This is a genomic window from Mycobacterium sp. 852002-30065_SCH5024008 (assembly GCF_001665645.1).
In the GTDB taxonomy this organism is placed as follows: Bacteria; Actinomycetota; Actinomycetes; order Mycobacteriales; family Mycobacteriaceae; genus Mycobacterium; species Mycobacterium paraffinicum.
Genome location: NZ_LZSZ01000108.1, coordinates 1 through 26995 on the forward strand (window position 1 = coordinate 1; position 26995 = coordinate 26995).

A 26995-nucleotide genomic window follows, 5' to 3' on the forward strand; every position below is an offset into this window, starting at 1 on the left:
GTTGCCCGCATGGACTCCGACACGTCGATGACCAGCATGACGACCGCGCGGTTCAGCGGGATCCGGACGTCGGAGGTCGGCCCGGCCATCGCGGTGGTCAGCAGCACCAGCGACACGGCCAGCAGGATGGTCGGCACGTGTCGCCACCGGCTCGGGTGCGCCGGTGCGACCCGCTCGAGCACCTCCATGTTCGCGAACCGCAGCACCCGCCGGCGGCGGGCGAACTGCAGCACGACGTAGAGGCCCAGGACCAGCAGAACGAGCAACAGGAACAGGAAGAACCACGCGTTCTGGAAGCCGGTGACCGAGACGGGGCCCAGCAGGGGCAACTTCATGTGCAGCCACACTATGCGCGAACTGTGGACCGCGCACGGCCCGCCGGGTCAGCCGGCGACGAGGTCGCGGCGCTGCGTGAACTTGATGTCGAGGCTGCGGAGGTGGGTCTGCAGCCCGGCGTCCTGGATCGGGATCAGGTGTGCGGGTTGGTCGGTCTCGTTGTAGTGGGCGTGCCACATGCCCGGCGGGGTGGTGAAGGCGCAGCCGGCCCGCCAGTCCACCCGGGTCGGGTCGGCGATGTCGCCGTGCTCGTCGAGGCGGGTGCCCAGCAGCGTGTAGCAGCCGCTGGCCGGCGCATCGAGGATGAGGTCGAGGGCGACCGACTGGTGCCGGTGCGGGCGCTGCACCTGGTTCGGGGGCAGCACCCCCAACATGGCCCACAGGACGTGGGTGATGGTCAGCGTCTGTTCTTGGTTGGCGTTGGCCAGCAGCACGCTGACCCGGCTCTTCTCGTTGGCGCCGGGGCGCGACGCGATCTCCTCCAGCTTGGCCACCGCATCCGAACGGCGGAACTTGGTCGCCCGGAACCGCGGCTGGGTGGCTTCGGCGCCGAGGTATCGCATCAGCGGCTCGTCGTGCACCCAGTACATGGCCGTATCGGCGGCGGCGTAGAAGACCGACTGGGTGCCCGCGGGGAGGGTGAGGAAGTCGCCCTTCTCCCACTGGACCAGGTGGCCGTTGACCGCGGCGAAGCCGCGCCCGTAGAGCACGTAGTACAGCTGCGAGGTGGCGTTGGGGCTGGTGTCGACCTGCTCGCCCGGCCGGATTCGCACGAAGTTGGCCAGCAGCGCGGGGCTGGTCGCCGCGCCGGTCTCGATCTGCAGCTCCTTGGACAGATCCAGCGGGATCACCCCGGTGGGCCGGTCGGTGTAGACATCCGCATCGAACCGGGTAACCGGAACCTGCGGGACGTGTCCCGAGCCGATGGGGTTGGCGGCCTTGGAGTACTCGAAATACTCGGCGTCGGAGGCCCAGTCCTGGAAGCGACCTTCGAAGCCGTACTCGGCCACGTTGATCATCGGCGCGGGAATCGTCGGATCCAGGTTTGGGGTCAGGGCTGTTTCGGTGACGGACATTCGCGTCTCCTTCGGACTGTTCGCGACTGGGGTGCGTCTCATGTTTTTCTCGTATCTATCTTGTATCTCAGTTGCCAGTTTGTCAATGTTGGCGGCGTGTGACGCGGTACGGCCCGGCCGGTAGGCCGTCGGGTGTACCGTCACCACACGCTGGGATACGACTTAGCTACCGGAAGGCTGCCGTGGCAACGAGTGACCCGCGGCCGGGCACGGCCAAGGACCGCGCGCTGGATTACGTCAAGACGCAAGTCCTCACCGGCGCGTTCCCGGGCGGGGAGCTGATCAGCGAGGGTGACGTGGCCACCGCGCTGGGGATGTCGCGCACCCCGGTGCGCGAGGCGTTCCTGCGGCTGGAGGCCGAGGGGTTGCTGCGCCTGTACCCGCAGCGCGGCGCCCTGGTGGTGCCCGTTTCGCCCGACGAGGTCCGCTCGGTGATGGAGGCACGGCTGCTCCTCGAGCAGTTCGCCGCCACCAAGGTGGTGGGCCGCGGGCCCGCCGCGTGCGCCGCGGTTTTCGAGCGGCTGTCGGGCGAGTTGCAACGGCAGGGTGCCGCCGTCGACCGCACCGACTGGGCCGAGTTTCTCGACGCCGACCGCGCCTTCCACGCCGTCACGCTGGCCGAGTCGGGGAACGCCATCTTGTCGGGTTTCTATGGGTCCCTGCGGGATCGGCAGATGAGGATGATCGGCGAATCGGCGCTTCGCGACCCCGACCGGGTGACGACGATCCTCGACGAGCACCGCGATATCGCCGAGGCGCTGCGCGACGGCGATGCCCAGCGGGCGCTGCGCGCGGTGCAGATCCACCTGGCCGGCACGGTGCGCGCGATCGGGTTCGCGGCCGACCTGAACTGACTTCCACACGAATTGTGTTAGAAGTCCGTCTTTTCGGGGAAATCCTTCTCGCAGATGGCGCCCACCCCGGGTGCCGTTACGACAGGAGCTGAAATGGTCGGATCCATCATCCTCGCCATCATCGTGGGCGCGATCGTCGGTGTGGTCGCCCGCCTGGTGATGCCGGGCAAGCAGAACGTCGGCATGATCATGACCGTCGTGATCGGCGCCGTAGGCGGTTTGATCGGCTCGGCGGTCGCCAGCCAGTTCGGATACCACAACGCCAACGGTGGCATCGCGTGGGTTCCGTTCTTCATCGGCGTCGGCGCCGCCATCGTCCTCATCGCTCTCTACGAGGCGCTGACGGGTCGTCGCACCGGCACGCGCCTAACCCGCTGAGCCCAAAGCTGCGCCGCTCGCCCGTGTTTCGGGCGAGCGGCGTCAGCCTGCGATCAGCACGGCGTAACGCGGTTTGATCACGTCGTCGATGATCGCCAGCCGCTCGTCGAACGGGAGGAACGCCGACTTCATCGCATTGATGGTGAACCGCTCGAGGTCGCTCCAGCCGTAACCGAAAGCCTCGACCAGTCGGCACATTTCGAGGCTCATCGTGGTATCGCTCATCAGCCGGTTGTCGGTGTTCACGGTCACCCGGAACCGGGTGCGGGCCAACAGGTCGAACGGGTGGTCCGCAATGCTTTTCACCGCGCCGGTCTGCACGTTGGAGCTCGGGCACAGCTCCAACGGAATTCGCTTGTCCCGCAATATCGATGCCAGCCGGCCGAGCCGAACCCGGCCGTCACCGAGGACGTCGATATCGTCGACGATGCGCACCCCGTGGCCCAAGCGGTCGGCGCCGCAGAAGGCGATCGCCTCGTGAATGGACGGCAGGCCGAACGCCTCCCCCGCGTGAATGGTGAAGCGCGCGTTGTGGTCTCGCATGTACTCAAAGGCGTCCAAGTGCCGCGTTGGGGGGTTCCCGGCCTCGGCGCCGGCGATGTCGAATCCGACAACTCCCTTGTCCCGGAACCGGATTGCCAGCGCGGCGATCTCCCGGGACACCGCGGCGTGCCGCATGGCCGTGACCAGCAGCCGCACCACGATCGGCCGGCCCGCGGCGGCGCAGGCCTTCTCGCCGTCGGCGAAGCCGGCCAACACGGCGTCGACGATCTCGTCGAAGGACAGCCCACGGTCGATGTGCAGCTCGGGCGCGAATCGGATTTCGGCGTAGACGACCGAGTCGGCGGCCAGGTCCTCCACGCATTCGTAGGCGACGCGATGCAGAGCATCGGACGTCTGCATCACCGCAACGGTGTGCGAGAACGGCTCCAGGTAGCGCTCCAGCGAGCCGCTGTGCGACTGGGTGCGAAACCAGGTGGCCAGCTCGTCGACGTCGGTGGTGGGCAGCCCGTCGTAGCCGGTCTGGCCGGCAATCTCGACCACCGTGGACGGGCGAAGCCCCCCGTCGAGGTGATCGTGCAGCAGCGCCTTGGGTGCCTTCTTGATCTGCTCGAGTCCCAGGGGTGTGGTCACTTGACGATCCGATCGATGATCAGCGGGCGCGAGACCGGTGGCGTGTCGCCGATGCTGTAGCCGCCGTTCAGTTCGGCCAGCGCCGCGGCGAAGCGCTCCGGGGTGTCGGTGTAGAGGGTGAACAGCGGCGCGCCGGCCGCGACCGGTTCGCCGGGGCGGCGGTGGATCCGGATGCCGGCGCCGGCCTGCACCCGTTCGCCCGGACGGGACCTGCCCGCACCGAGCCGCCAAGCCGCCAGCCCCACTGCCATCGCGTCGATATCGCCCATTGTGCCGCCCCGGGCGGCGGTCACGGTGTCGGAATGCGCACCGATCGGCAACGGAACCGACAAATCGCCGCCCTGGGCGGCGATGAGCCGGCGGAACCGGTCCATCGCGGTGCCGTCGCGCAGCGTCTCGGCGGGGTCGCGACCGTCGACCCCGGCCAGCTCGAGCATCTCGGCGGCCAGCCGCAACGTCAGCTCGACCACGTCGGGCGGGCCGCCGCCGGCCAGCACATCCAGCGACTCGGCGACCTCGAGGGCGTTGCCCACGGTCGCGCCCAGCGGGCCGTTCATGTCGGTCAACAGCGCGCGGGTGGGCACCCCGTGCGCCGCACCCAGCTCGACCATGGTGTGGGCCAGCTCGCGGCACCGGTCCGCGGAGCGCAGCAGCGCCCCGGCACCGACCTTCACGTCGAGCACCAGCGCGCCGGTCCCCTCGGCCAGCTTCTTGCTCATCACCGAGCTGGCGATCAGCGGCAGCGACTCGACGGTGGCCGTGACGTCGCGCAGGGCGTACAGCTTGGCGTCGGCCGGCGCGAGCTCTCCGGCCGCGAAGATGGCTGCGCCCACATCGCGGAGTTGGTCGCGCACCCGCCGGTTGGACAGCGCGGCGGTGAACCCGGCGATGGACTCGAGCTTGTCCAGGGTGCCGCCGGTGTGCCCGAGCCCCCGCCCCGACGCCTGCGGCACCGCGGCGCCGCAGGCGGCCACGACGGCCACCAGGGGCAGGGTGATCTTGTCCCCCACGCCGCCCGTGGAGTGCTTGTCCACAGTGGGCTTACCCAGGTCGCGGAAGTCGAGCCGTTCGCCGGACGCCAGCATCGCCGCGGTCCAGCTGGCGGTCTCGCCGCGGTCCATGCCGCGCAGGAAGATCGCCATCAGCAGCGCCGACATCTGCTCCTCGGCGACCCGGCCGTGGGTGTAGGCGTCGACGACCCATTCGATGGCGGCCTCGGACAGCCGGCCGCCGTCGCGCTTGATTCGGATCACCGTCGGCGCGTCGAATGCGTAGTCGGTCAACGGGGTTCCCGCGGCAGGTCGGCGCTGAAGGCGTCGGGCAGGAGCTCGCCGAGGCGGCGCGGCCCGGCCGGATGGTCGACCAGCAGGTCGGGGCCGCCGTGCTCCAGCAGCAGCTGGCGGCATCGCCCGCACGGCATCAGCGGGGACCCCTGCCCGTCGACGCAGGCCAGCGCGATCAGCCGGCCGCCGCCGGTCGCGTACAGGGCGCACACCACACCGCATTCGGCACAGAGACCAAGGCCATATGAGATGTTTTCCACATTGCAACCGGTGACCACGCGCCCGTCGTCCACCAGCGCGGCCGCCCCCACCGGGAACCGGGAGTACGGCGCGTAGGCCCCCGCGGCAGCACTGATTGCCTTGTGGCGCAACATGTTCCAATCGACATCAGGCATATCGCAACCTCGCTCAGCTCTTGCTACGTCAGACGGTCAGCCTAGCTCTGACATGTCACTTCGCTTGGCGGACTGTGCGGCGCAGGCGGTCCCCCGGCCGGGTTAGGCTGAACTGCCCGGCTTGATGTCAGAAGGCGGTGAGGACTGGGTGACCACACAGGCGACAACCGCGGATCCGGCAAAAGAATCTGCGCCCTCGCGCAAGCGGCGTCCACCCCGGACCCTGTATCGGGGCGACCCGGGCATGTGGTCGTGGGTGTTGCATCGCATCAGCGGCGCGACCATCTTCTTCTTCCTGTTCGTCCACGTGCTGGACGCCGCGATGCTGCGGGTCAGCCCGCAGACCTACAACGCGGTGATCCACGACTATCAGACCCCGGTCGTCGGCCTGATGGAGTACGGGCTGGTGGCCGCGGTGCTCTTCCACGGGCTGAACGGCATCCGCGTCATCCTCATCGACTTCTGGTCCGAGGGCACCCGCTACCAGAAGCTGATGTTCTGGATCGTCGGCGCCGTCTTCCTGCTGCTCATGGTTCCGGCCGGCGTGGTGACCGGCATCCATATCTGGGAGCACCTCCGATGAGCGCCCCCGACCTGCAGCTGGGCCGGGGCCAGGTCGCCCCGGTGCACCAGCGCAGCCACGACCGGCCGGCCAGCCTCGACAACCCGCGCTCGCCGCGCCGCCGGGCCGGCATCCCCAACTTCGAGAAGTTCGCGTGGCTGTTCATGCGGTTCTCGGGAGTCGCGCTGATCATCCTGGCCGTCGGACACCTGTTCATCATGCTGATGTGGGATAACGGCGTTTACCGCATCGACTTCAACTACGTGGCGCAGCGCTGGGCCTCGCCGTTCTGGCAATTCTGGGATCTGGCGCTGTTGTGGCTGGCGCAGCTGCACGGCGGCAACGGCCTGCGCACCATCATCGACGACTACAGCCGCAAGGACAGCACCCGCTTCTGGCTCAACAGCCTGCTGCTGTTGTCGATGGGTTTCACGTTGGTGCTGGGCACCTATGTGCTGGTGACGTTCGACCCGAATATCGGAGGCTGACCGGTGATCCAGCAACACCGCTACGACGTGGTGATCGTCGGCGCCGGCGGCGCCGGCATGCGCGCGGCGGTGGAAGCCGGCCCACGCGTGCGGACCGCGGTGCTGACCAAGCTCTACCCCACCCGCAGCCACACCGGGGCCGCCCAGGGCGGGATGTGCGCGGCGCTGGCCAATGTCGAGGACGACAACTGGGAATGGCACACCTTCGACACCGTCAAGGGCGGCGACTACCTCGCCGACCAGGACGCGGTGGAGATCATGTGCAAGGAAGCCATCGACGCGGTGCTCGACCTCGAGAAGATGGGGATGCCGTTCAACCGCACCCCCGAGGGCCGCATCGACCAGCGCCGGTTCGGTGGGCACACCCGCGAACACGGCAAGGCCCCGGTGCGCCGGGCGTGTTACGCAGCCGACCGCACCGGCCACATGATCCTGCAGACCCTCTACCAGAACTGTGTCAAGCACGACGTGCAGTTCTTCAACGAGTTCTACGCGCTGGACCTGGTTTTGACGGAGACGCCGAGGGGCCCGGTGGCCACCGGCGTGGTGGCCTACGAGTTGGCCACCGGCGAGATCCACGTCTTTCACGCCAAGGCCGTGGTCCTCGCGACCGGCGGGTCGGGCCGGATGTACAAGACCACCTCCAACGCACACACGCTCACCGGTGACGGCATCGGGATCGTGTTCCGCAAGGGACTTCCGTTGGAGGACATGGAGTTTCACCAGTTCCACCCGACCGGCCTGGCCGGGCTGGGGATCCTGATCTCCGAAGCCGTGCGCGGTGAGGGCGGCCGGCTGCTCAACGGCGAGGGCGAGCGGTTCATGGAGCGCTACGCGCCGACGATCGTCGACCTGGCGCCGCGCGACATCGTCGCCCGCTCGATGGTTTTGGAGGTACTGGAGGGCCGCGGCGCCGGCCCGCACAAGGACTACGTCTACATCGACGTCCGCCACCTCGGCGAGGACGTGCTCGAGGCCAAGCTGCCCGACATCACCGAGTTCGCCCGCACCTACCTGGGCGTGGACCCCGTGCACGAGCTGGTCCCGGTCTACCCGACGTGTCACTACGTGATGGGCGGCATCCCCACCACCGTCACCGGACAGGTGTTGCGGGACAACACTTCTACGGTGCCGGGCCTGTATGCGGCCGGCGAGTGCGCGTGCGTGTCGGTGCACGGGGCCAACCGGCTGGGCACCAACTCGCTGCTGGACATCAACGTCTTCGGCCGCCGCGCCGGCATCGCCGCCGCGGATTACGCCGACGGGCACGACTTCGTCGACATGCCGCCCAACCCGGAGGCGATGGTGGTCGGCTGGGTCGGCGACATCCTGAACGAGCACGGCAACGAACGCGTGGCCGACATCCGCGGCGCACTGCAGCAGTCGATGGACAACAACGCCGCCGTGTTCCGCACCGAGGAGACGCTGAAGCAGGCACTGACCGACATCCACGCGCTCAAGGAGCGCTATTCCCGAATCACCGTGCACGACAAGGGAAAGCGCTTCAACAGCGACCTGCTGGAGGCCATCGAGCTGGCCTTCCTGCTGGAGCTCGCCGAGGTCACCGTGGTGGGGGCGCTGAACCGCAAGGAGTCCCGGGGCGGGCATGCCCGGGAGGACTACCCGAACCGCGACGACGTCAACTACATGCGCCACACCATGGCCTACAAGCAGGGCACCGACCTGCTGAGCGACATCGCGCTGGACTTCAAACCCGTCGTGCAGACCCGCTACGAACCGAAGGAACGGAAGTACTGATGACTGCAGGCGAGTCTGTCGAACCCCGCGTCGAGCCGCCACTTCCGCCCATCCCCGAGGGGGCGGTGATGGTGACGTTGAAGATCGCGCGATTCAACCCCGACAATCCCGATTCCTTCGCGGAAACCGGTGGCTGGCAAAGCTTTCGGGTGCCGTGCCTGCCCAGCGACCGGCTGCTCAACCTGCTGATCTACATCAAGAGCTACCTGGACGGCACGCTGACCTTCCGGCGCTCCTGCGCCCACGGGGTGTGCGGCTCGGACGCCATGCGCATCAACGGCGTGAACCGGCTGGCCTGCAAGGTGCTGATGCGCGACCTGTTGCCCGAGAAGAAGGGCAAGCAGCTGACCATCACGGTGGAACCCATCCGTGGCCTGCCGGTGGAGAAGGACCTGGTGGTCAACATGGAGCCGTTCTTCGACGCCTACCGCGCGGTCAAGCCGTACCTGGTCACCAGCGGGAATCCGCCGACACGGGAACGCATTCAGAGCCCCACCGACCGCGCCCGCTACGACGACACCACCAAGTGCATCCTGTGCGCGGCCTGCACCACCAGCTGCCCGGTGTTCTGGCACGAGGGCAGTTACTACGGCCCGGCGGCGATCGTCAACGCGCACCGCTTCATCTTCGACAGCCGCGACGAGGCCGCCGCCGAGCGTCTCGACATCCTCAACGAGGTGGACGGCGTGTGGCGGTGCCGCACCACGTTCAACTGCACCGAGTGCTGCCCGCGCGGGATCCAGATCACCAAGGCGATCCAAGAGGTCAAGCGCGCGCTGATGTTCACCCGCTGACCCCGCGCGGCTCAACAGAGTTCGTGATGACTACTTCGGTTGCCCCCCAACCGTTTAGCCTGGTACATCGCGGTATCTGAGGCGGTGACCAACTCGCCCAGGAGAGCGTGCGGCTCGGCCGCGGTGTCGTCCAGACGGGCGCAGGCGGTGCCGATGCTCGCGGTGACCCCCGCCGCCGACGCCGCGATGGCCCGGCACATCCGCGCGGCCAGGGACTCGGCGTTGCAGCCCGCGGACGTGCCGGCCAACAGAAACTCCTCACCGCCGCTTCGCGCCACCACCGCCTGGTTGTCGGCGGCGGCCAACAGCGCCTTGGCGACTTGGACCAGCGCGTGGTCGCCGGCGGCGTGGCCACACCTGTCGTTGAGGGCTTTGAAATTGTCGAGGTCGACGAGCATGACCACGAGGTGGGAGTCGATGCCCCGGCGCGCCACGATCATCCCAAGCGCCTCGTGCTGGAATGCGCGCCTGTTGAGCAGGCCGGTCAACGGGTCGCGGTCCGCGGTCAGCAGATCGCCCGACAGGGCGCGCACCAGGACCCGGATCGCCAACGGCAGGGCGATGTTGACCTCGATCACCAGCCACAGATCCACCCCGGCCAGGCTGGGGTGGCCGGTTCGGGCCAGCGACAACGCCTCCCAGGAGCCGACGGCGGCGGCGACCGCGAAGTTGTAGAGCACGAAGCCCGTGGTGTGGAAGAACGCCATGTAGGCGCCGAAGGTGGCGAAGGCGATGCAGCCGATCAGGGCGGCCAGCGGGTTGGGGTGCGCCAGGCACGCCAGGGCGACGGCGGTGTTGCACGTAATGGCGAAGACGACCGACTGGCGGCGGGTGGGCCAGCGCCATACCCACAGCAACACCCCCGCCGCACCGCCGGCGACGGCAGCCCACATCATCGTTACCGGAACCGGCCCGCGGGGACCGTCCGAGCCGGCGAGCAGAGCGAGAAGGCACAGCACCATCGACGCGGCGATCAACGCCATCACGGCCCGGGTGGCGCCGCTCAGGCGCCGCGAAGCGAGGTAACCGGAAAGCCAGTCATACTGATCGGCCCGCCACCATGGGCTGAACAGCGCGGTCATCGTCGACCCCCATCGCCAACCACTGGTCATCGATGTCGAGTGGCTAGCCGCATGCTACGACTCTCGGGCGGTCGACGAGGCACAATCCGACGGTCACACTTTCGCGGCCCGTCTCGTCTCAGGGGTATGACACAGAAAACGCGCATCGAGCCCCTGTCCCCCCAGCGCGCCGGGCTGCTGACCCGCGCGATGTACCGGATCGCCGCGCGGCGCTACGGCCAGGTTCCCGAACCGTTCACCGTGGCCGCCCACCACCGCAAGCTGATGGTCGCCGGCGCGGTGCACGAGACGATGATCGACCGCGCGTCCAAGGTGCTGCCGGTCAGCGTGCGTGAGCTGGCGGTGTTGTGGACCGCGCGCAGCGTCGGCTGCTCCTGGTGTGTCGACTTCGGGTCGATGCTGCAGCGCCTGGACGGCCTCGACGTCGAGCGGCTCAAAGAGATCGACAATTACGCCACCTCAACGGCTTTCACCGACGACGAGCGCGCCGCGATCCGCTATGCCGACGCGATGACGACCGATCCGCACACCGTCACCGACGAGCAGGTCGCCGACCTGAGGGCCCGGTTCGGCGATGCCGGCGTGATCGAGCTGACCTATCAGATCGGCGTGGAGAACATGCGGGCCCGGATGAACACCGCGCTGGGCATCACCGAGCAGGGCTTCAACTCCGGGGATGCCTGCCGCGTGCCCTGGGCTAGCGAGACCGCAGCGGAGAGCCGGTGAACTTGTCCGGGTTGGCGATATCCCAAAGCGCGCAGACCTTTCCGTCGCGCACCGTCAACGCCGTGATCCGCGGCAGCATCTCCCGGTAGCCGTCGGACGCCGGGCAGCCGGCGGTGTAGACGCCCAGTTCGCCGTTGACCAGCCCCAGCTGATACGAGGTGAACATCGCCGGTCCGTAGCGCTGCGCCAGGCCCAGCATGAACCGGACCACCTTGTCCGGGCCGTGAACAGTCTGAACGGCCGTGGGCGCCTTGCCATTCGAATCGCCGGTGAAGGTGACGTCGGGGTGCAGCAGCGAGACCACGGTGTCCAGGTCGCCGGCGGCCATGGCGGCCAGCAGCCGGCCGACGACCTCGTCGTGCGACGGGTCGGGCTTCGGCGGCGGTTCGGCCGCGACCGCCTTGCGGGCCCGCGACGCCAGCTGGCGGGCGCCGGCCTCGCTGGTGCCCAGCACGCCGGCCACTTCGGCGAAGGGCACCGCGAACCCGTCGTGCAGCACGAAGGCGACCCGCTGGTCGGGCGAGAGGCGTTCGAGCACCACCATCGCCGCGAACCGGGCGTCTTCGCGGGCCACCACGGCGGCCAGCGGATCAGCGGGGTCGAGCCCGGTCACCACCGGCTCCGGCAGCCAGTTGCCGGTGTAGGTCTCGCGCCGGTGCGCGGCCGAGCGCAGCTTGTCCAGGCCCAGGCGGCTCACCACCGTGGTCAGCCATGCCCGCGGGTCGGTGATGGTGGCTTCCTGCCCGTCGAAGCGCAGCCAGGCTTCCTGGACGATGTCCTCGGCGTCGGCCACCGTGCCGGTGAGCCGGTAGGCGACCGCCATGAGGTGCGGCCGCAAGGATTCGAATAATGAGACCTGTTCGGTCTCGGTCATATCGCGAGCCTAGCGCGGCTAGTCTCGCAGACACCATGACAGAACACTTGTGGCTGCACTTCGCCCGGCACGGCTCCGGCATCGCGCCGCCGATCATCGTCCGCGGCGACGGCGTGACCATCTTCGACGACCGCGGCAAGAGCTACCTCGATGCGCTGTCCGGGCTGTTCACCGTGCAGGTCGGCCACGGCCGCACCGAACTCGCCGAGGTCGCCGCGCGGCAGGCGAGCACGCTCGCATACTTCCCGCTGTGGGGTTACGCCCACCCGACCGCGGTCGAGCTCGCCGAGCGCCTGGCGCGCTATGCTCCGGGCGACCTGAACCGGGTGTTCTTCACCACGGGCGGCACCGAGGCCGTCGAGACCGCGTGGAAGCTGGCCAAGCAGTACTTCAAGCTGACCGGCAAACCCGGTAAGCACAAGGTGATTTCGCGGTCGATCGCCTACCACGGCACCACCCAGGGCGCCCTCGCGATCACGGGCCTCCCTTCGTACAAGGCGCCGTTCGAACCGGTGACGCCCGGCGGATTCCGGGTGCCCAATACAAACTTCTATCGCGCGCCCGGCCCGTTCGCCAACGACCCCAAGGCGTTTGGGCAATGGGCCGCCGACCGGATCGCCGAGGCGATCGAGTTCGAGGGCCCGGCGACGGTCGCCGCGGTGTTCCTGGAACCGGTGCAGAACGCGGGCGGCGCCATCCCCCCTCCCCCGGGCTATTTCGAACGGGTGCGGCAGATCTGCGATGAGTACGACGTGCTGCTGGTCTCCGACGAGGTGATCTGCGCGTTCGGTCGCATCGGGTCGATGTTCGCCTGCTCATCAGACATCGGAGACTTCGGCTACGTGCCCGACATGATCACCTGCGCCAAGGGGCTGACGTCCGGCTACTCGCCGCTGGGCGCGATGATCGCCAGCGAGAGACTGTTCGAGCCGTTCAACGACGGGGCGACCGTATTTCCGCACGGCTATACCTTTGGCGGACACCCGGTTTCGACGGCCGTGGGGCTGGCCAACCTCGACATCTTCGAGCGCGAGGGCCTCAACGACCGCGTCAAGCAACACGCGTCCGCCTTCCGGACCACCCTGGAGCGGCTCTACGACCTGCCGATCGTCGGCGACGTGCGCGGCGAGGGCTACTTCTACGGCATCGAGCTGATCAAGGACAAGGCGACCAAGGAAACGTTCAGCACGGAGGAGTGCGAACGGGTGCTGCACGGCTATGTGTCGCCGGCACTCTTCGAAGCGGGCCTGTATTGCCGCGCCGACGACCGCGGCGATCCCGTCGTCCAGGTGGCGCCGCCGCTGATTAGCGGTCAGGCCGAGTTCGACACCATCGAATCGGTATTGCGCGGCGTGCTCGCGGAGGCGTTCAACAAGATTTAGCGGCGCTTCACCGCGTCGGCCGCAACCAGAACCTCCCGGGAATGCGCCGCCGTCGGGTTGGTCACCATCCGGGTTACCGAGTTGCACAGCCAGGTGAGCGCCTCCCGCAGGCCGGCGTCGGACGTGGTGTCACGATGCTGCTGCAATTCGGTAAGCACACCTTCCAGGCCGGAGCGGCGGACCTGCGTTGACTTCTCGACTTCCTTGATCAGCTGTTGCAGCGACCGCGGAGCGTCGCGGTTCCGCCGCAACCGGGACCAGAAACGATCGGTGTGAATGGCGGGCCCTCGGGTCTCGGCGGGGAGATTCGTTGCTGTCACGCTGACGGCATGCCCAGCGTAGTGGCTCGGCGGCGTTCTCGCGCGGTCCGGCGCTCTCGCAACTTCCGTCTCACCAGTCACAGCGCGGCTCCCTCGAATCGGGCCCACAATCGCCTAGTCTGCACAAGCAATGAACTTCCTACGCCCCGCATCGTGCCTGGCAGCGGCCGTTTTCCTGATCGCCGCCCCGGTGACGCTCGCCGCGCCCGCGGCCTTACCCGCCGCCCGTGCCGAGCCGGGCGCCGGACCCAACGCCGCACCCGCGAACTGCCCCTTCAAGGTGAACACCCCACCCGCGGTGGATTCGTCGGAGGTTCCCCAGGCCGGCGACCCGCCGATCCCGCTGGCGGTGCCCGCCAAGCCGGTCGGCGGCGAGGCGCTGGCCGGCTGCGGCATCGTCGCCGCGCCCGATACGCCGGCGCTGCCCAACGACGTCTCCGCCGACGCGTGGCTGGTGGCGGACCTGGACAGCGGCGCGGTGATCGCCGCGAAGGACCCGCACGGCCGGCACCGCCCCGCCAGCATCATCAAGGTGCTGGTCGCGATGGCCGCCATCAATGCGCTCAACCTGAACAAGGCGGTACCCGGCACCGCCGACGACGCGGCCGCCGAGGGCACCAAGGTCGGCGTCGAAGAGGGCGGGGTGTTCACCGTCAACCAGCTGCTGCACGGCCTGCTGATGCACTCCGGCAACGACGCCGCGCACGCGCTGGCCATGCAGCTCGGCGGCATGCAGCAGGCGGTGGAGAAGATCAACGTGCTGGCCGCCAAGCTCGGCGGCAAGGACACCCGGGTGGTGACGCCGTCCGGGCTGGACGGGCCCGGCATGAGCACGTCGGCCTACGACATCGGCCTGTTCTACCGCTACGCCTGGCAGAACCCGACTTTCGCCGACATCGTCGCGACGCGGACGTTCGACTTCCCCGGCCACGGCGACCACCCCGGCTACGAACTGGAAAACGACAACCAGCTGCTCTACAAGTACCCGGGCGCCCTGGGCGGCAAGACCGGTTACACCGACGACGCCGGCCAGACCTTCGTGGGCGCCGCCAACCACAACGGGCGCCGCTTGATGGCCGTGCTGCTGCACGGGACGCGGCAGCCGATTGCCCCGTGGGAGCAGGCGGCGCACCTGCTGGACTACGGATTCAGCACGCCGCAGGGCACCCAGGTCGGCAACCTGATCGAACCCGATCCTTCGCTGGCGCCCGCCAAACGCGACAGCGCCGCCGACCGGCAGGGCAGCGGCGCGCAGGCCGCGGGGCTCATCCCGTCGGCGGATGCGCTGCCGATCCGGGTGGGCGTCGCCGTCATCGGGACCATCATCGTGTTTAGTTTGATCATGGTCGCACGCTCGATGAACCGCCGACCCCAACACCGTTGACCGCCCGATCGCGGGGGCTGACCGTTGGGTTGACCGCCGCCAGCATCGGCGTCATCTACGGCTACGACCTGTCCATCATCGCCGGCGCGCAGCTCTACGTCACCGAGGACTTCGGGTTGTCCACCCGGCAACAGGAACTGCTGACGACCATGGTGGTGATCGGCCAGATCGCCGGGGCGCTCGGTGCGGGCGTGCTGGCCAACGCGATCGGGCGCAAGAAATCGGTGGTGCTGCTGCTGGTCGCCTACGCGGCGTTCGCGCTGCTCGGTGCGCTCTCGGTCTCGCTGCCCATGCTGTTGGCCGCGCGGCTCCTGCTGGGCCTGACCCTCGGCGTGGCGGTGGTGGTCGTGCCGGTATACATCGCGGAATCGGCCCCGACGGCGGTGCGCGGGTCGCTGCTGACCGCCTATCAACTGGCCATCGTCAGCGGGCTCATCGTCGGCTACCTGACCGGATATCTACTGGCCGGCACCCACAGCTGGCGCTGGATGCTGGGGCTGGCCACCGTGCCCGCAATGTTGTTGCTGCCGTTGCTCATTCGCGCGCCCGACACGGCGCGGTGGTACGTGCTGAAGGGCCGGCCCGACGAGGCCCGCCGGGCGTTGCTGCGCGTCGAGCCCGACGCCCGGGTCGACGAGGAGCTCGCCGAGATCGGCCGCGCCCTGGGCGAAGGGAGCGGCGGTTGGTCCGAGATGCTGCGCCCGCCGTATGCGCGGGCCACCGCCTTTGTGGTCACACTCGGCTTCCTGATCCAGATCACCGGCATCAACGCGATCATCTATTACAGCCCACGGATATTCCAAGCGATGGGCTTCGCGGGCAACTTCGCGCTGCTGGCGCTGCCGGCCCTGGTCCAGGTCGCCGGGTTGGCCGCCGTGGGCGCATCGCTGCTGCTCGTCGACAGGGTGGGCCGGCGCCCAATCCTGTTGTCCGGCATCGCCATGATGATCGCCGCCGACGTCGTGCTGATGGGCGTGTTCGGGCGGGGCATCGGCGGCGCGGCACTCGGCTTCGCCGGCATACTGCTGTTCATCATCGGCTACACCATGGGGTTCGGGTCCCTGGGCTGGGTGTACGCCAGCGAGAGCTTCCCGTCCCGGTTGCGGTCAATCGGGTCGAGCACGATGCTCACCTCCAACCTGGTGGCCAACGCGATCATCGCCGCCGTGTTCCTCACCATGCTGCATTCCCTCGGTGGCGCAGGCACTTTCGCAGTGTTCGCCGCCCTGGCAGTAGTCGCATTCGTCGTCGTCTACCGGTTTGCGCCGGAGACCAAGGGCCGCCAGCTGGAGGAAATCCGGCACTTCTGGGAAAACGGCGGGCGATGGTAGTGATCGCCGCCGGCACCATGGTGCTCGACGGGCAGGTCCGCCGGCCGGGCTGGCTGGAGACGGACGGCGGGCGGATCGTGGCCTGCGGCGCGGGCGCCCCGCCCCGCCCGGCCGACACGGACTTCCCCGACGGCACCGTGGTGCCCGGGTTCATCGACATGCACGTGCACGGCGGCGGCGGCGCCTCCTACACCGACCGCGGCGGCATCACCGGGGCGGCCGAATTCCATCTGCGGCACGGCACCACGACGACGCTCGCCAGCCTGGTGACCGCCTCGCCCGCGGAGTTGCTCGCAGGCGTGCGCGCGCTCGCCGAAGCCGCCCGGCACGGCACCGTCGCCGGCATCCACCTGGAGGGGCCGTGGCTCTCCCGGGCCCGCTGCGGTGCGCACGAACCGGCCCAGATACGCGATCCGGACCCGGCCGAGATCGACGCCGTGCTCGACGCGGGCGCCGGCGCGATCCGGATGGTCACCCTGGCGCCCGAGCTGCCCGGGGCCGACGAGGCGATCCGGCGCTTTCTCGGCGCCGGAGTGGTTGTGGCGGTGGGGCATACGAACGCCACCTATGAGCAGACCGAGCACGCCATCGCACTCGGCGCCACGGTCGGCACCCACCTGTGCAACGCGATGCCGCCGCTGCACCACCGCGAGCCCGGGCCGGTGCTCGCCCTGCTGCGCCACCCGGGAGTCACCGTCGAACTGATCGCCGACGGCGTGCACGTGCACCCGGCCGTCGTGCGCGCGGTCATCGGGGCGGCCGGGCCCGAGCGGGTCGCCGTCGTCACCGACGCCATCGCCGCGGCCGGCCGGGGTGACGGGGCGTTCCGCCTCGGCGCGGTGGCCGTCGACGTGGTTTCCGGCGTTGCGCGGGTTGCCGGAACGTCGACGATCGCGGGCAGCACCGCGACCATGGACCGGCTGTTCCGCGCGGTGCATGCCGATGCGGGACTGGCGGTGGCGGCGCAGACGACCTCGGCGACGCCGGCACGGACGCTCGGCCTGGAGCGGGTGGGCAGCCTGCGCGCCGGCCATGAAGCCAATCTCGTTGTGCTGGATCGCGATCTGGGAATCGTCACTGTCATGGCCCGTGGCGAATGGTTGGTGACGGGGGGCGGGGGGTCTCAATAGTGCGGTCCGTCGGGCATCGCGCCCCGTCGACACGTCGACGGGGAGACGTAGCCGGCTACCGCGGCTCTAGGACGATGACGGGGATCTCGCGGTCGGTCCAACTCTGGTATGACTCGAAATCTGCGTAGGCGTCGATGAGTCGCGGCCAAAGTCGCGCTCGTTCGTCGGCGTCGGCTTGACGCGCCGTCACGGCGCGGCGCTTGGCACGAACTGTGATGTGGGTGTCGGGATTGATCAACACGTTGCGATACCACTGGGGGTTCTCGTCACGTCCTGCCGCCGAGGCGACGACGATGACGTTGGGACCATCGTTCATGTACAGCAACGGCGTCGTGAAGCGCTTACCGGACTTACGCCCTAGGTGGTCCAGCAACAACGTTGGGGCGGGCTTGCGGAAGCCGGCTCCGATGCGCAGGTTGCCCCCGAAGCGTCCTTGGCTGACGCGGTAAACGGACGCGTGGGCCCGGCTGAGGTAGCGCGACGCCAGCAAGACAAATCGCGAGTTGAGCTGTCTTGGTTTCTGCACAGCCATCGCGCCTTTCGAAGATGGGTGGGATCAGGTGGTGCGCGATCTAGGACCGACTTGGGTTGCCGAGGAGGTTAAGCGCGGCGCTGATGCCTGCTTCCAGCACGTCGCCGGACAGTTCCGGGTCGGTGACCGCCCGCGCGAGTTGCAGGCTGCCGACCAGAAGTGTGAACAACCCGGTCGCCCTGCTGCGAGCGGCCGCCGGGTCATCCGGCGACAAATGGGCTGCCACCGCGTCGATGATGGCTTGCACGCCCTGGGTGTAGGAGGCTCGGATCGCTCGGTCGCAGCGGCCGATCTCATCGAGCAGCGCCGCCGACGGACAACCGATCGCCGGGCGGTCGCGGTGATCCGCGGAAAGGTACTCGCGGATGAAATGCTCGAGCGATTCCCCGCCGGGCGGTAGCGCCGTCATCGCGGCCGCTTGGTTTCGGAGCTGGTCGGACACCACGCTGGCCACGAGGTCATTTTTCGATCCGAAGTGGGCGTAGAAGGCGCCGTTGGTGAGCCCGGCGTCCGCCATCAATGCCGCGATCCCGGAACCGTCGATGCCGTCGCGCTTCAACCGTTGGCCCGCTCGTTCGATGATCCGGCGCCGCGTCTCGACCTTGTGCGCCGTGTCGTACCTCGCCATCCCTTGTCCTCCAATGGCCAGCTCGTCTCTTGACTCATGATACATCATTGTCGTACGGTCATAATATTATGACTGGCAGCCAAAGATTGGCAAGTTTCCGCCGGCCCCGCATTCCCCGATCTTCCGCCGGTCCGCCGCACATAACCGACCGCGGCGTCGCGGACACACCGAAAGGCATGACATGGCCACCTGGAAAGACACGCCCACGCGCAAGATTCGTGCCAACGGCGTCGACTTCGCCTACCGCGAGGTCGGAACCGGCGCAGGTGTTCCCGTGGTCTTCCTGCACCACCTGACCGCGGTGCTCGACGACTGGGATCCCCGAGTCATCGACGGCATCGCCGCGCACCGCCACGTCATCGCGTTCGACAATCGGGGCGTCGGCGCGACGAGCTCCAAGGTGCCCAGCAACATCGACCAGATGGGCGCGGACGCCATCGCATTCGTCCGGGCGCTAGGCCTGACGCACGTGGATCTGCTGGGATTCTCACTCGGCGGCGGCGTCGCCCAGATGGTTGCCCTGCAGGAACCAAGCCTGGTGCGACGCATGATCCTGGCCGGAACGGGGCCGCGCGGCGGAGGAGGCATCGAACAGATCACCAAGGTCTTCGTCATCGCCTATCTCAAAGCCGCGCTCACGCGTAGCGATCCAAGAAACTTTCTGTTCTTCCCCCGCACCCCGGAGGGAAAGCGTGCCGCGTCCGATTATTTGCGCCGCCTGAAAGAACGCGCGCTCGACCGCGACAAGCCCATATCGGTTCAGGCCCGCGTCGCGCAACTGAAGGCGATCCGAGCGGCCGGCCTGAGTGCCCCCGACGACCTCTCTGCGATCACCCAACCGGTTCTTGTCGTCAACGGCGACCACGATCTGATGGTCGAAAGCAGCCTCTCCGCCGACATGGCACGACGGATTCCCAACGCGCAGTTGAGGATCTATCCCCGCTCCGGCCACGGCGGCGTGTTCCAGTACCACGAGACCTTCGTCGCCGATGTTTTGCGCTTTCTGGGCGAGGAGTCAACCACCGAAGAAAAGGGAGTGTCCGATGAACAACACGCACCACAAAGATGACCTGATCCTGTCCTACCGCGATGCGCCGGCACGCTCGGTCAGCGCCGGCGGCGTGACCTTCGTGTATCGAGAACTGGGCCCCAAAGGGGATGTGCCCGTGGTGTTCTTGGTCCATCTCGCAGCGACCCTGGATAACTGGGATCCCCGCATCATTGATCCCATCGCCGCCCACCACCACGTCATCGCATTCGACAACCGCGGGGTGGGCGCCTCCAGTGGTGAGGTGCCGTTGACCGTCGAGGCTATGGCCGATGACGCTTACATGTTCATTCAGGCACTCGGCCATCACACCGTCGACATCTTCGCGTTCTCGCTCGGCGGCATGGTCGCCCAGGCGCTCGTGCTCAAGCACCCGGACGTCGTCCGCAAGCTGATCTTGACCGGCACCGGACCAGCGGGCGGAAAGGGGATCGATAAGGTGGCCGGGGTCACCTACTACGACATGGTTCGCGCGACCCTCACGCGTCGCGATCCCAAGGAGTATCTCTTCTTCAATCGCGACGCCACTGGCCGCCGCGCGGGCCGCGAGTTCGTAGAACGCCTCGAGGAACGCACTGAGGATCGCGACGCTCCGATCACGATCAAAGCATTTCAGCGGCAACTGAAGGCGATCAAGAAATGGGGGCGCTCGACACCGGCCGACTTGTCGGGAATCAGCCAGCCGACCCTCATCGCCAACGGCGACCACGACCGGATGGTGCCGACCGTGCTCTCCGAGGACCTGCACCGCAGAATCCCCGGTTCGCAACTCATCATCTACCCGAACTCCGGCCACGGCGGGATCTTCCAGTACCACACCGACTTCTCGGCGAAGGCTGTCGCTTTCCTGACCGACTGACGAATCCGTGTGGGGTGTGCCCGCATCACCGACGTATCGTCGGGGCCCGGCCCCTGGCGGGCAAAGCGTTCCGACCGCTACCGGCCCCGCCGCGTGACACGCGAAAGAGCCAGCGCCCCAACGGCTCCCATCGCCATCGCGGTCAGCGTCTGCCGCGTGCTGATCCCCTCGTCCAGTTGCACGCGCGGGGCGATGATCGCCGGCGCGGGCGGTGCGACGTGGCGGGTGCGCGGGTGATCGGATGCCGTCGCCGCCCACGCGGTGCAGAAGAGCACGAGATACGAGGTGATGTAGGCGAACACCATCAGACCCAGCACCGGGCCGAACGTGGCGCCCGCGGGGCTGCGCAACACCACCCGCAGATAGATGGAACCCACCTGCTTGAACGCTTCGAACCCGACCGCCGCAATCAGCGCGCCGCGCGCCGAGTCGGCCAGGCTGACCTTCTCGCGCGGCAGGCGGGCGATCATCCAGGTGAACAGCATCCACGAGATGGCCGTCGAGATCACGATCGACAACAGCCAAAACAGCCAGTCCAATACCGAAAGCTGCGGCACACCAAGCCATTTCAACAGTGCGGCAAGGGGCGCGTCATGGCCAACGGTGGTCAGGCCGACGGTGGCCACGATCACCGCGAACGTCCCCAGCATGGCCAACAGATCGGAAAGCTTGTTGCGCACGAAGCCCGGCGACTCGATGCGCTCGTCCCACCACATCTCCGTCAACGCCTGGCGTAGATGCGATATCCAGCCCAGACCCGCCCAGACCGCGGTGGCCAGGCCGATCACACCCACCGACGCCCGCGCATCGATCGCCGAGTTCATCAAGTCGAGCAGCTGATCGCCCAGCGCGCCGGTCACCTGGGACCGGATGTGGTCGTCGATCGATTTCAGCAGCTCGGGCCGCCGGACCAGGATGAACCCGAAGGCCGCGAAACCGACCATCAGCAAGGGGAATAGCGCGAAGATCGTGTAATAGGTGAGGCCGGCCGCGAAGAACCCGCCGTTGCGGTCGTCGAAGCGCTGGTAGGCGCGCAGGACGTGGTCGAGCCAGCCGTACCGGGCCCGCAGCCGGTCGAGGGCGCCCGCCTTGGCCGGCTCGCTCATGGTGAACTCATCCTCGTTGCGGAAGGAAACCTAACCGATCGTAGACCCGCCGAACGGTTTCGCCGGCCACATCCTCGGCCCGGTGGGCCCCGGCCGCCAGGATCCCCTCCAATTCGGCTGGGTCAGCCAGCAATTCGTCGACGCGGGCCTTGATCGGGCTGACGAACTCGACGACCGCCTCGGCGGTCTCCTTCTTCAGGTCGCCGTAACCCCGTCCGGCGTAGCCTTCCACGAGCTTGTCGATGCCGACGCCGGTGACCGCGGACTGGATGGTCAGCAGGTTGGACACGCCCGGCTTCGCGTCGGTGTCGAAGCGGATCTCACGCTCGCTGTCGGTGACCGCCGAGCGAATCTTCTTCGCGGACGCGGCGGGATCGTCGAGCAGGTTGATCAAGCCGGCATCGGTGGCCGCCGACTTGCTCATCTTCGACGTCGGGTCCTGCAGGTCGTAGATCTTGGCGGTGACCTTCGGGATCAGCAGGTCGGGAACCACGAACGTGTCGGGGAACCGGCTGTTGAACCGCTGCGCCACGTCGCGCGCCAGCTCGAGATGCTGGCGCTGGTCCTCGCCCACCGGCACCAGCTCGGCGTCGTAGGCCAGGACGTCGGCGGCCTGCAACACCGGATAGGTGAACAGGCCCACGGTGGTGGAGTCGCCGCCCTGGCGGGCCGACTTGTCTTTGAACTGCGTCATCCGCGAGGCCTGACCGAAGCCGGTGAAGCAGCCCAGCACCCAGGCCAGCTGGGAGTGCGCGGGCACATGGCTCTGCACGAAGATCGTGCTGCGGGCGGGGTCGATGCCGAGCGCCAGGTATTGGGCGGCCGTGGCCAGGGTCCGGCGGCGCAGCGCGTCGGGATCCTGGGGGATCGTGATGGCGTGCAGGTCGACCACGCAGAAGAAGGGCTCGTGATCGTCCTGCAGCGCGATCCACTGGGTGATGGCACCCAAGGCGTTCCCCAGGTGAAGCGAATCGGAGGTGGGCTGCACGCCGGAGAAGATCCGGCGGGATCCGGTAGCGGTGCTCATGATGCACCGATCTTTTCACGCGGCCCGCTTCGGCCGAGTGCCCGGCCAGCCGGGCCCCCGCCTTCCAGAGTGCGGCGAGCCGGGCGCTCGCGCTGCGCTCGCTTGCGGTACCGGCGGTACCACATTTAATGTCGGCGGTATGGGGAGCAAGAGGACCAACAGCAACACAGGGACACGGCCACCGATCCACCTCGGTTCGGGACAGCCGGTTCTGTTGCTGCACCCGTTCCTGCTGTCCCAGGCGGTCTGGGAGGACGTCGCGCGGCGGTTGGCCGACACCGGGCGGTATGAGGTTTTCGCCCCGACCATGGCCGGCCACAATGGCGGGCCGCCCGCCGGGACCTGGTTCCTGTCTTCGGCGGTGCTGGCCGACCACGTGGAGCACCAGATGGACGAGCTGGGCTGGGATACCGCCCACATCGTCGGCAACTCGCTGGGCGGCTGGGTCGCGTTCGAGCTCGAGCGACGCGGGCGGGCGCGCAGCGTCATGGGCATCGCCCCGGCCGGCGGCTGGACGCGCTGGAGCCCGGCCAAGTTCGAGGTGATCGCCAAGTTCATCCTCGGCATTCCGCTACTGGTGCTGGCCTGGCTGTTCGGCCCGAAGGTGATGCGCCTGCCGTTCAGCCGCCAGCTGGCCACCTACGCGATCAGCGCAACGCCGGAGGGGATCAGCGACTCTCAACTGCTCGGCTGCATCGACGACGTCGCCCACTGCCCGGCCTACTTCCAGCTGCTGGTCAAGTCGCTGCTGCTGCACGGCCTGCAGGAGCTCGCCGAAAACGCCGTCCCGGCGCACCTGGTGATCTGCGAGAAGGACCGGATTGTGCCCGCACCCAGGTTCAGCCGGCATTTCACCACCCATCTGCCCGACGACCACCAGGTCACCGAGCTCGACGGCGTGGGGCACATCCCGATGTTCGAGGCGCCCGAGCGCGTGGCCGAACTGATCACCGAGTTCCTCGACGAGTGCACCGCCGCAAGCCGGGGCGCCAACCCGTCGGCTAGTTAGCCAGCTTCTTTTCCAGGTTCTCGGCGATCGAGTTGAGGAACTCCTCGCTCTGCTGCCATTCCTGGTCGGGGCCGATGAGGATGGCCAGGTCCTTGGTCATCTTCCCGCTCTCCACCGTCTCGACCACCACGTTTTCCAGCGTCTGGGCGAACTCGATCACCTCCGGGGTGCCGTCGAGCTTGCCGCGGTGCTGCAGCCCACGCGTCCAGGCGAAGATCGAGGCGATCGGGTTCGTCGACGTCGGCTTGCCGGCCTGGTACTGCCGGAAGTGCCGGGTGACGGTGCCATGGGCGGCCTCGGCCTCGACCGTCTTGCCGTCGGCGGTCATCAGCACCGACGTCATCAGCCCCAACGATCCATAGCCCTGCGCGACCAGGTCGGACTGGACGTCGCCGTCGTAGTTCTTGCAGGCCCACACGTAGCCGCCCTCCCACTTGAGGCAGGCGGCCACCATGTCGTCGATCAGCCGGTGCTCGTAGGTCAGCCCCTCGGCCTCGAACTTGTCCTTGAACTCCTCGTCGTAGATGCGCTGGAACTCGTCCTTGAACATGCCGTCGTAGGCCTTGAGGATGGTGTTCTTGGTGGACAGGTACACGGGCCACTTGGCGTTCAGGCCGTAGGCCAGCGAGGCGCGCGCGAAATCCCGGATGGATTCCTTGAAGTTGTACATCCCCATCACGACACCACCGTCGTCGGGGATGGACACCACCTCGTGCACCATCGGCTTGCTGCCGTCCGACGGTGTGAACGTGATCGAGACGGTGCCCGGCTTGTCGACCTTGAAGTTCGTCGCCCGGTACTGGTCGCCGAACGCGTGGCGGCCGATGACGATCGGCTTGGTCCAGCCGGGCACCAGGCGCGGCACGTTGGAGATCACGATCGGCTCACGGAAGATGGTGCCGCCCAGGATGTTCCGGATCGTGCCGTTGGGTGACAGCCACATCTTCTTCAGGTTGAATTCGGAGACACGGGCCTCGTCGGGGGTGATGGTGGCGCACTTGACACCCACCCGGTGCTTCTTGATGGCGTACGCGGCGTCGATCGTCACCTGATCGTTGGTGCGGTCGCGGTTTTCGATGCCCAGGTCGTAGTAGTCCAGGTGGATGTCGAGATGCGGCAGGATCAGCATGTCCTTGATGAACTTCCAGATGACCCGGGTCATCTCGTCACCGTCGAGCTCGACTATGGGCCCCTTGACTTTGATCTTGTGTTCGCCTGACATATCGAGCCCGACTTTCTGTTTGCGGCTCTTAACCTTACGAGCCTTGCGAAGCGGCTAACGCCTCATTGAACGTCTTGCTCGGCCGCATCACCGCAGTCGTCTTCTCGCTGTCCGGGTAGTAGTAGCCACCGAGGTCGACCGACTCGCCCTGCGCCTCGGCGAGCTCGGCCACGATGGTGTCCTCGTTGTCGCCCAACGACTTGGCCAGCGCGGCGAAATGCTCGCGCAGCTCTTCGTCGTCGGATTGCGCAAGTTCGGAGGCCCAGTACAGCGCCAAATAGAACTGGCTGCCGCGGTTGTCGAGTTCGCCGGCCTTGCGCGACGGACTCTTGTTGTTCTCCAGCAGCTTGCCGATCGCCGCGTCCAGCGTCTTGCCCAGTATCTTGGCACGCTCGTTGTCGGTCTTGATCCCGATGTCTTCGAAACATGCTCCGAGAGCGAGGAATTCACCGAGGGAATCCCAGCGCAGATGATTCTCCTCGAGCAGTTGGTGGACGTGCTTGGGCGCCGAACCGCCCGCTCCCGTTTCGTACATTCCGCCGCCGGCCATCAACGGCACGATGGACAGCATCTTGGCGCTGGTGCCCAGCTCCAGGATCGGGAACAGGTCGGTGAGGTAATCGCGCAGGATGTTTCCGGTTGCGGCGATGGTGTCCTGCCCGCGCATCGCGCGCTCCAGCGTGTACCTCATGGCCCACACCTGCGGCATGATCTGGATCTCCAGGCCCTCGGTGTCGTGCTCTTTGAGGTACTCCTTGACCTTCTTGCGCAGCTCGACCTCGTGCGGCCGCTCGGTGTCCAGCCAGAACACCACCGTCATGCCCGAGTTCCGCGCCCGGTTGACGGCCAGCTTGACCCAGTCGCGAATCGCTTCGTCGGTGACGATGGGCATCCGCCAGATGTCGCCGGCCTCGACGTTCTGGGTGAGCAGGACTTCCCCGGTGTCGAGGTCGACGATGTTGGCGACGCCGTCCTCGGGGACTTCGAACGTCTTGTCGTGCGAGCCGTACTCCTCGGCCTGCTGCGCCATCAGGCCGACGTTGGGCACGGTGCCCATCGTGGTCGGGTCGAACTGCCCGTGGGTTTTACAGAAGTTGATGATCTCTTGGTAGATCCGGGAGAAGGTCGACTCGGGGTTGACGGCCTTGGTGTCCTTCTGCCGCCCGTCGGCGCCCCACATCTTGCCGCCCGCGCGGATCATCGCCGGCATCGAGGCATCCACGATCACGTCGCTGGGCGAATGAAAGTTGGTGATGCCCTTGGCCGAATCGACCATCGCCAGTTCGGGGCGGTGTTCGTGGCAGGCGTGCAGGTCGCGGATGATCTCCTCGTGCAGCGACGCGGGCAGCGCCTCGATCTTGCTGTAGAGGTCGACCAATCCGTTGTTGACGTCGACGCCCAGCTCGTCGAAGAGCTCCTGGTGCTTGGCGAAGGCGTCCTTGTAGAAGACCTTTACGGCGTGGCCGAAGACGATGGGATGCGAGACCTTCATCATCGTCGCCTTGACGTGCAGCGAGAACATCACGCCGGTCTCGTAGGCGTCCTGCATCTGTTCTTCGTAGAACTCGACCAGGGCCTTCTTGCTCATGAACATGCTGTCGATGACGTCGCCTTCGCGCAGCTCGACCTTGGGCTTGAGCTCGAGGGTCTTCCCGCCCTTGGTCTCCAGCACCATCTTCACGTTGCGCGCGCGGTCCAACGTCATCGATTTCTCACCGTGGTAGAAGTCGCCGTGCCGCATGGTCGCGACATGGGTGCGCGAGGCCGGCGACCACTCCCCCATGCTGTGTGGGTGCTTGCGCGCGTACTCCTTGACGGCCTTGGGCGCGCGCCGGTCCGAGTTGCCTTCTCGCAGAACCGGGTTGACCGCGCTGCCCAGGCATTTGCCGTAGCGGGCGCGGATTTCCCTCTCCTCGTCGGTCTTCGGACTCTGCGGGAAGTCCGGAATCTTGAAGCCTTTGCCCTGCAGCTCCTTGACGGCGGCGATCAGCTGGGGCACCGAGGCGCTGATGTTCGGCAGCTTGATGATGTTGGTGTCGGCGAGCTTGGTCAGCTTGCCCAGCTCACCCAGGTTGTCCGGAACCCGTTGCTCTTCGGTCAGGTGTTCGGGGAACTCGGCGAGGATCCGGGCGGCGACGGAGATGTCGCTGGTCTTGATCTGGATGCCCGCCGGCTCCGCGAAGGCGCGCACGATCGGGAGGAACGCGTAGGTCGCCAGCAACGGCGCCTCGTCGGTCAGTGTGTAGATGACGGTCGGCTGTTCGGCGCTCACGGTCC

At 67.6% G+C, this 26995-nt stretch carries 27 protein-coding genes and 1 pseudogene; 14 read left to right on the forward strand and 14 right to left on the reverse strand.

Going from position 1 to position 26995, the window contains the following annotated elements; translation table 11 throughout:
* Both A5781_RS15130 and A5781_RS15135 read right to left on the reverse strand, forming a co-directional pair.
* A partial coding sequence (locus A5781_RS15130; protein WP_197503852.1) for a BatA domain-containing protein occupies positions 1-335 on the reverse strand: 335 nt, incomplete at its 3' end.
* Positions 336-383: 48 nt separating this feature from the next.
* Complete coding sequence (locus A5781_RS15135; RefSeq protein WP_067207525.1) at positions 384-1412, reverse strand: cupin; 1029 nt, start codon at positions 1410-1412, stop codon at positions 384-386.
* 182 nt (positions 1413-1594) lie between these two features.
* Here A5781_RS15135 and A5781_RS15140 point away from each other — a divergent pair, with 182 nt between their 5' ends.
* Both A5781_RS15140 and A5781_RS15145 read left to right on the forward strand, forming a co-directional pair.
* Positions 1595-2266: a GntR family transcriptional regulator gene (locus A5781_RS15140; protein WP_067207528.1), complete on the forward strand. Its 672-nt coding sequence runs from the start codon at positions 1595-1597 to the stop codon at positions 2264-2266.
* A gap of 93 nt (positions 2267-2359) precedes the next feature.
* Positions 2360-2644, forward strand: coding sequence for a GlsB/YeaQ/YmgE family stress response membrane protein (locus tag A5781_RS15145; RefSeq protein WP_066945373.1), 285 nt, complete (start codon positions 2360-2362; stop codon positions 2642-2644).
* Positions 2645-2686: 42 nt separating this feature from the next.
* Here A5781_RS15145 and A5781_RS15150 read toward each other — a convergent pair whose 3' ends face one another.
* The 3 genes from A5781_RS15150 to A5781_RS15160 are packed head-to-tail and all read right to left on the reverse strand — an operon-like array spanning position 2687 to position 5456.
* Entirely contained in the window at positions 2687-3778 is a 1092-nt protein-coding gene (locus A5781_RS15150) for an adenosine deaminase (RefSeq protein ID WP_067207532.1), read from the reverse strand.
* On the reverse strand, positions 3775-5061 hold the full coding sequence (locus A5781_RS15155) for a thymidine phosphorylase (protein ID WP_067207537.1): 1287 nt from the start codon (positions 5059-5061) through the stop codon (positions 3775-3777). Before A5781_RS15155 ends, A5781_RS15150 begins: the two co-directional genes overlap by 4 nt.
* Entirely contained in the window at positions 5058-5456 is a 399-nt protein-coding gene (locus tag A5781_RS15160; protein ID WP_067207541.1) for a cytidine deaminase, read from the reverse strand. The genes A5781_RS15155 and A5781_RS15160 overlap by 4 nt, the downstream gene beginning before the upstream one ends.
* Before the next feature lie 244 nt (positions 5457-5700).
* On the opposite strand from A5781_RS15160, the gene sdhC reads away from it, so the two are divergent.
* Genes sdhC through A5781_RS15180 form a run of 4 tightly spaced genes read left to right on the forward strand, consistent with a single transcriptional unit; the run spans position 5701 to position 9058 of the window.
* Positions 5701-6039, forward strand: a complete 339-nt coding sequence (sdhC, locus tag A5781_RS15165; RefSeq protein ID WP_067207544.1) for a succinate dehydrogenase, cytochrome b556 subunit — start codon at positions 5701-5703, stop codon at positions 6037-6039.
* Positions 6036-6506 (forward strand): succinate dehydrogenase hydrophobic membrane anchor subunit, encoded by a 471-nt coding sequence (locus tag A5781_RS15170; protein ID WP_066945393.1) that lies wholly within the window; start codon positions 6036-6038, stop codon positions 6504-6506. The genes sdhC and A5781_RS15170 overlap by 4 nt, the downstream gene beginning before the upstream one ends.
* 3 nt (positions 6507-6509) lie before the next feature.
* Positions 6510-8264, forward strand: coding sequence for a succinate dehydrogenase flavoprotein subunit (gene sdhA / locus A5781_RS15175; RefSeq protein ID WP_067207547.1), 1755 nt, complete (start codon positions 6510-6512; stop codon positions 8262-8264).
* The gene (locus A5781_RS15180) at positions 8264-9058 is read left to right on the forward strand and encodes a succinate dehydrogenase iron-sulfur subunit (protein WP_067207550.1); all 795 of its coding nucleotides are present in this window, start codon (positions 8264-8266) and stop codon (positions 9056-9058) included. The genes sdhA and A5781_RS15180 overlap by 1 nt, the downstream gene beginning before the upstream one ends.
* 11 nt (positions 9059-9069) lie before the next feature.
* Here A5781_RS15180 and A5781_RS15185 read toward each other — a convergent pair whose 3' ends face one another.
* Positions 9070-10170 (reverse strand): diguanylate cyclase, encoded by a 1101-nt coding sequence (locus A5781_RS15185; protein WP_231990719.1) that lies wholly within the window; start codon positions 10168-10170, stop codon positions 9070-9072.
* Positions 10171-10233: 63 nt separating this feature from the next.
* Between A5781_RS15185 and A5781_RS15190 the strand changes: the two are divergent.
* Positions 10234-10866 (forward strand): annotated as a pseudogene (locus tag A5781_RS15190) (carboxymuconolactone decarboxylase family protein); the annotation flags it as partial.
* Here A5781_RS15190 and A5781_RS15195 read toward each other — a convergent pair.
* Positions 10838-11740 carry a sigma-70 family RNA polymerase sigma factor gene (locus tag A5781_RS15195; RefSeq protein ID WP_067207562.1) on the reverse strand — a complete coding sequence of 301 codons (903 nt, stop codon included), beginning with the start codon at positions 11738-11740 and terminating at the stop codon, positions 10838-10840. The pseudogene A5781_RS15190 and the gene A5781_RS15195 overlap by 29 nt on opposite strands.
* Positions 11741-11775: 35 nt before the next feature.
* Here A5781_RS15195 and A5781_RS15200 point away from each other — a divergent pair, with 35 nt between their 5' ends.
* Positions 11776-13122 (forward strand): aspartate aminotransferase family protein, encoded by a 1347-nt coding sequence (locus A5781_RS15200; RefSeq protein WP_067207565.1) that lies wholly within the window; start codon positions 11776-11778, stop codon positions 13120-13122.
* Here A5781_RS15200 and A5781_RS15205 read toward each other — a convergent pair.
* Positions 13119-13442 (reverse strand): hypothetical protein, encoded by a 324-nt coding sequence (locus A5781_RS15205; RefSeq protein ID WP_231990720.1) that lies wholly within the window; start codon positions 13440-13442, stop codon positions 13119-13121. The genes A5781_RS15200 and A5781_RS15205 overlap by 4 nt on opposite strands.
* Before the next feature lie 130 nt (positions 13443-13572).
* On the opposite strand from A5781_RS15205, the gene A5781_RS15210 reads away from it, so the two are divergent.
* From A5781_RS15210 to nagA, 3 genes are read left to right on the forward strand one after another with little or no spacing between them, the layout of a single operon-like run.
* Complete coding sequence (locus A5781_RS15210) at positions 13573-14826, forward strand: D-alanyl-D-alanine carboxypeptidase family protein (protein ID WP_067207568.1); 1254 nt, start codon at positions 13573-13575, stop codon at positions 14824-14826.
* The gene (locus tag A5781_RS15215; protein WP_067207571.1) at positions 14823-16157 is read left to right on the forward strand and encodes a sugar porter family MFS transporter; all 1335 of its coding nucleotides are present in this window, start codon (positions 14823-14825) and stop codon (positions 16155-16157) included. The genes A5781_RS15210 and A5781_RS15215 overlap by 4 nt, the downstream gene beginning before the upstream one ends.
* Positions 16151-17287: an N-acetylglucosamine-6-phosphate deacetylase gene (gene nagA / locus A5781_RS15220; protein WP_067207574.1), complete on the forward strand. Its 1137-nt coding sequence runs from the start codon at positions 16151-16153 to the stop codon at positions 17285-17287. The genes A5781_RS15215 and nagA overlap by 7 nt, the downstream gene beginning before the upstream one ends.
* 55 nt (positions 17288-17342) lie before the next feature.
* Here the strand turns inward: nagA and A5781_RS15225 are convergent, their stop codons facing one another.
* Both A5781_RS15225 and A5781_RS15230 read right to left on the reverse strand, forming a co-directional pair.
* Positions 17343-17819, reverse strand: a complete 477-nt coding sequence (locus A5781_RS15225; RefSeq protein WP_067207577.1) for a nitroreductase family deazaflavin-dependent oxidoreductase — start codon at positions 17817-17819, stop codon at positions 17343-17345.
* 40 nt (positions 17820-17859) lie between these two features.
* On the reverse strand, positions 17860-18447 hold the full coding sequence (locus tag A5781_RS15230) for a TetR/AcrR family transcriptional regulator (RefSeq protein ID WP_067207581.1): 588 nt from the start codon (positions 18445-18447) through the stop codon (positions 17860-17862).
* Between the two features lie 181 nt (positions 18448-18628).
* Here A5781_RS15230 and A5781_RS15235 point away from each other — a divergent pair, with 181 nt between their 5' ends.
* Complete coding sequence (locus tag A5781_RS15235) at positions 18629-19516, forward strand: alpha/beta fold hydrolase (protein ID WP_067207584.1); 888 nt, start codon at positions 18629-18631, stop codon at positions 19514-19516.
* On the forward strand, positions 19491-20354 hold the full coding sequence (locus A5781_RS15240) for an alpha/beta fold hydrolase (protein WP_067207587.1): 864 nt from the start codon (positions 19491-19493) through the stop codon (positions 20352-20354). The genes A5781_RS15235 and A5781_RS15240 overlap by 26 nt, the downstream gene beginning before the upstream one ends.
* A 77-nt stretch (positions 20355-20431) precedes the next feature.
* Here the strand turns inward: A5781_RS15240 and yhjD are convergent, their stop codons facing one another.
* Together yhjD and trpS are read right to left on the reverse strand one after the other, a co-directional pair.
* Complete coding sequence (gene yhjD, locus A5781_RS15245; RefSeq protein WP_067207590.1) at positions 20432-21460, reverse strand: inner membrane protein YhjD; 1029 nt, start codon at positions 21458-21460, stop codon at positions 20432-20434.
* Between the two features lie 7 nt (positions 21461-21467).
* Positions 21468-22487: a tryptophan--tRNA ligase gene (gene trpS / locus A5781_RS15250; protein ID WP_067207593.1), complete on the reverse strand. Its 1020-nt coding sequence runs from the start codon at positions 22485-22487 to the stop codon at positions 21468-21470.
* A 211-nt stretch (positions 22488-22698) separates the two neighbouring features.
* Between trpS and A5781_RS15255 the strand changes: the two genes are divergently transcribed.
* Positions 22699-23496, forward strand: a complete 798-nt coding sequence (locus A5781_RS15255; protein ID WP_067207627.1) for an alpha/beta fold hydrolase — start codon at positions 22699-22701, stop codon at positions 23494-23496.
* Here A5781_RS15255 and A5781_RS15260 read toward each other — a convergent pair.
* Together A5781_RS15260 and A5781_RS15265 are read right to left on the reverse strand one after the other, a co-directional pair.
* Positions 23489-24718: an NADP-dependent isocitrate dehydrogenase gene (locus tag A5781_RS15260; RefSeq protein WP_067207596.1), complete on the reverse strand. Its 1230-nt coding sequence runs from the start codon at positions 24716-24718 to the stop codon at positions 23489-23491. The two genes, A5781_RS15255 and A5781_RS15260, sit on opposite strands and share 8 nt — an antisense overlap.
* Positions 24719-24752: 34 nt before the next feature.
* Entirely contained in the window at positions 24753-26990 is a 2238-nt protein-coding gene (locus tag A5781_RS15265; RefSeq protein WP_067207600.1) for an NADP-dependent isocitrate dehydrogenase, read from the reverse strand.
* Positions 26991-26995 lie beyond the last annotated feature (5 nt).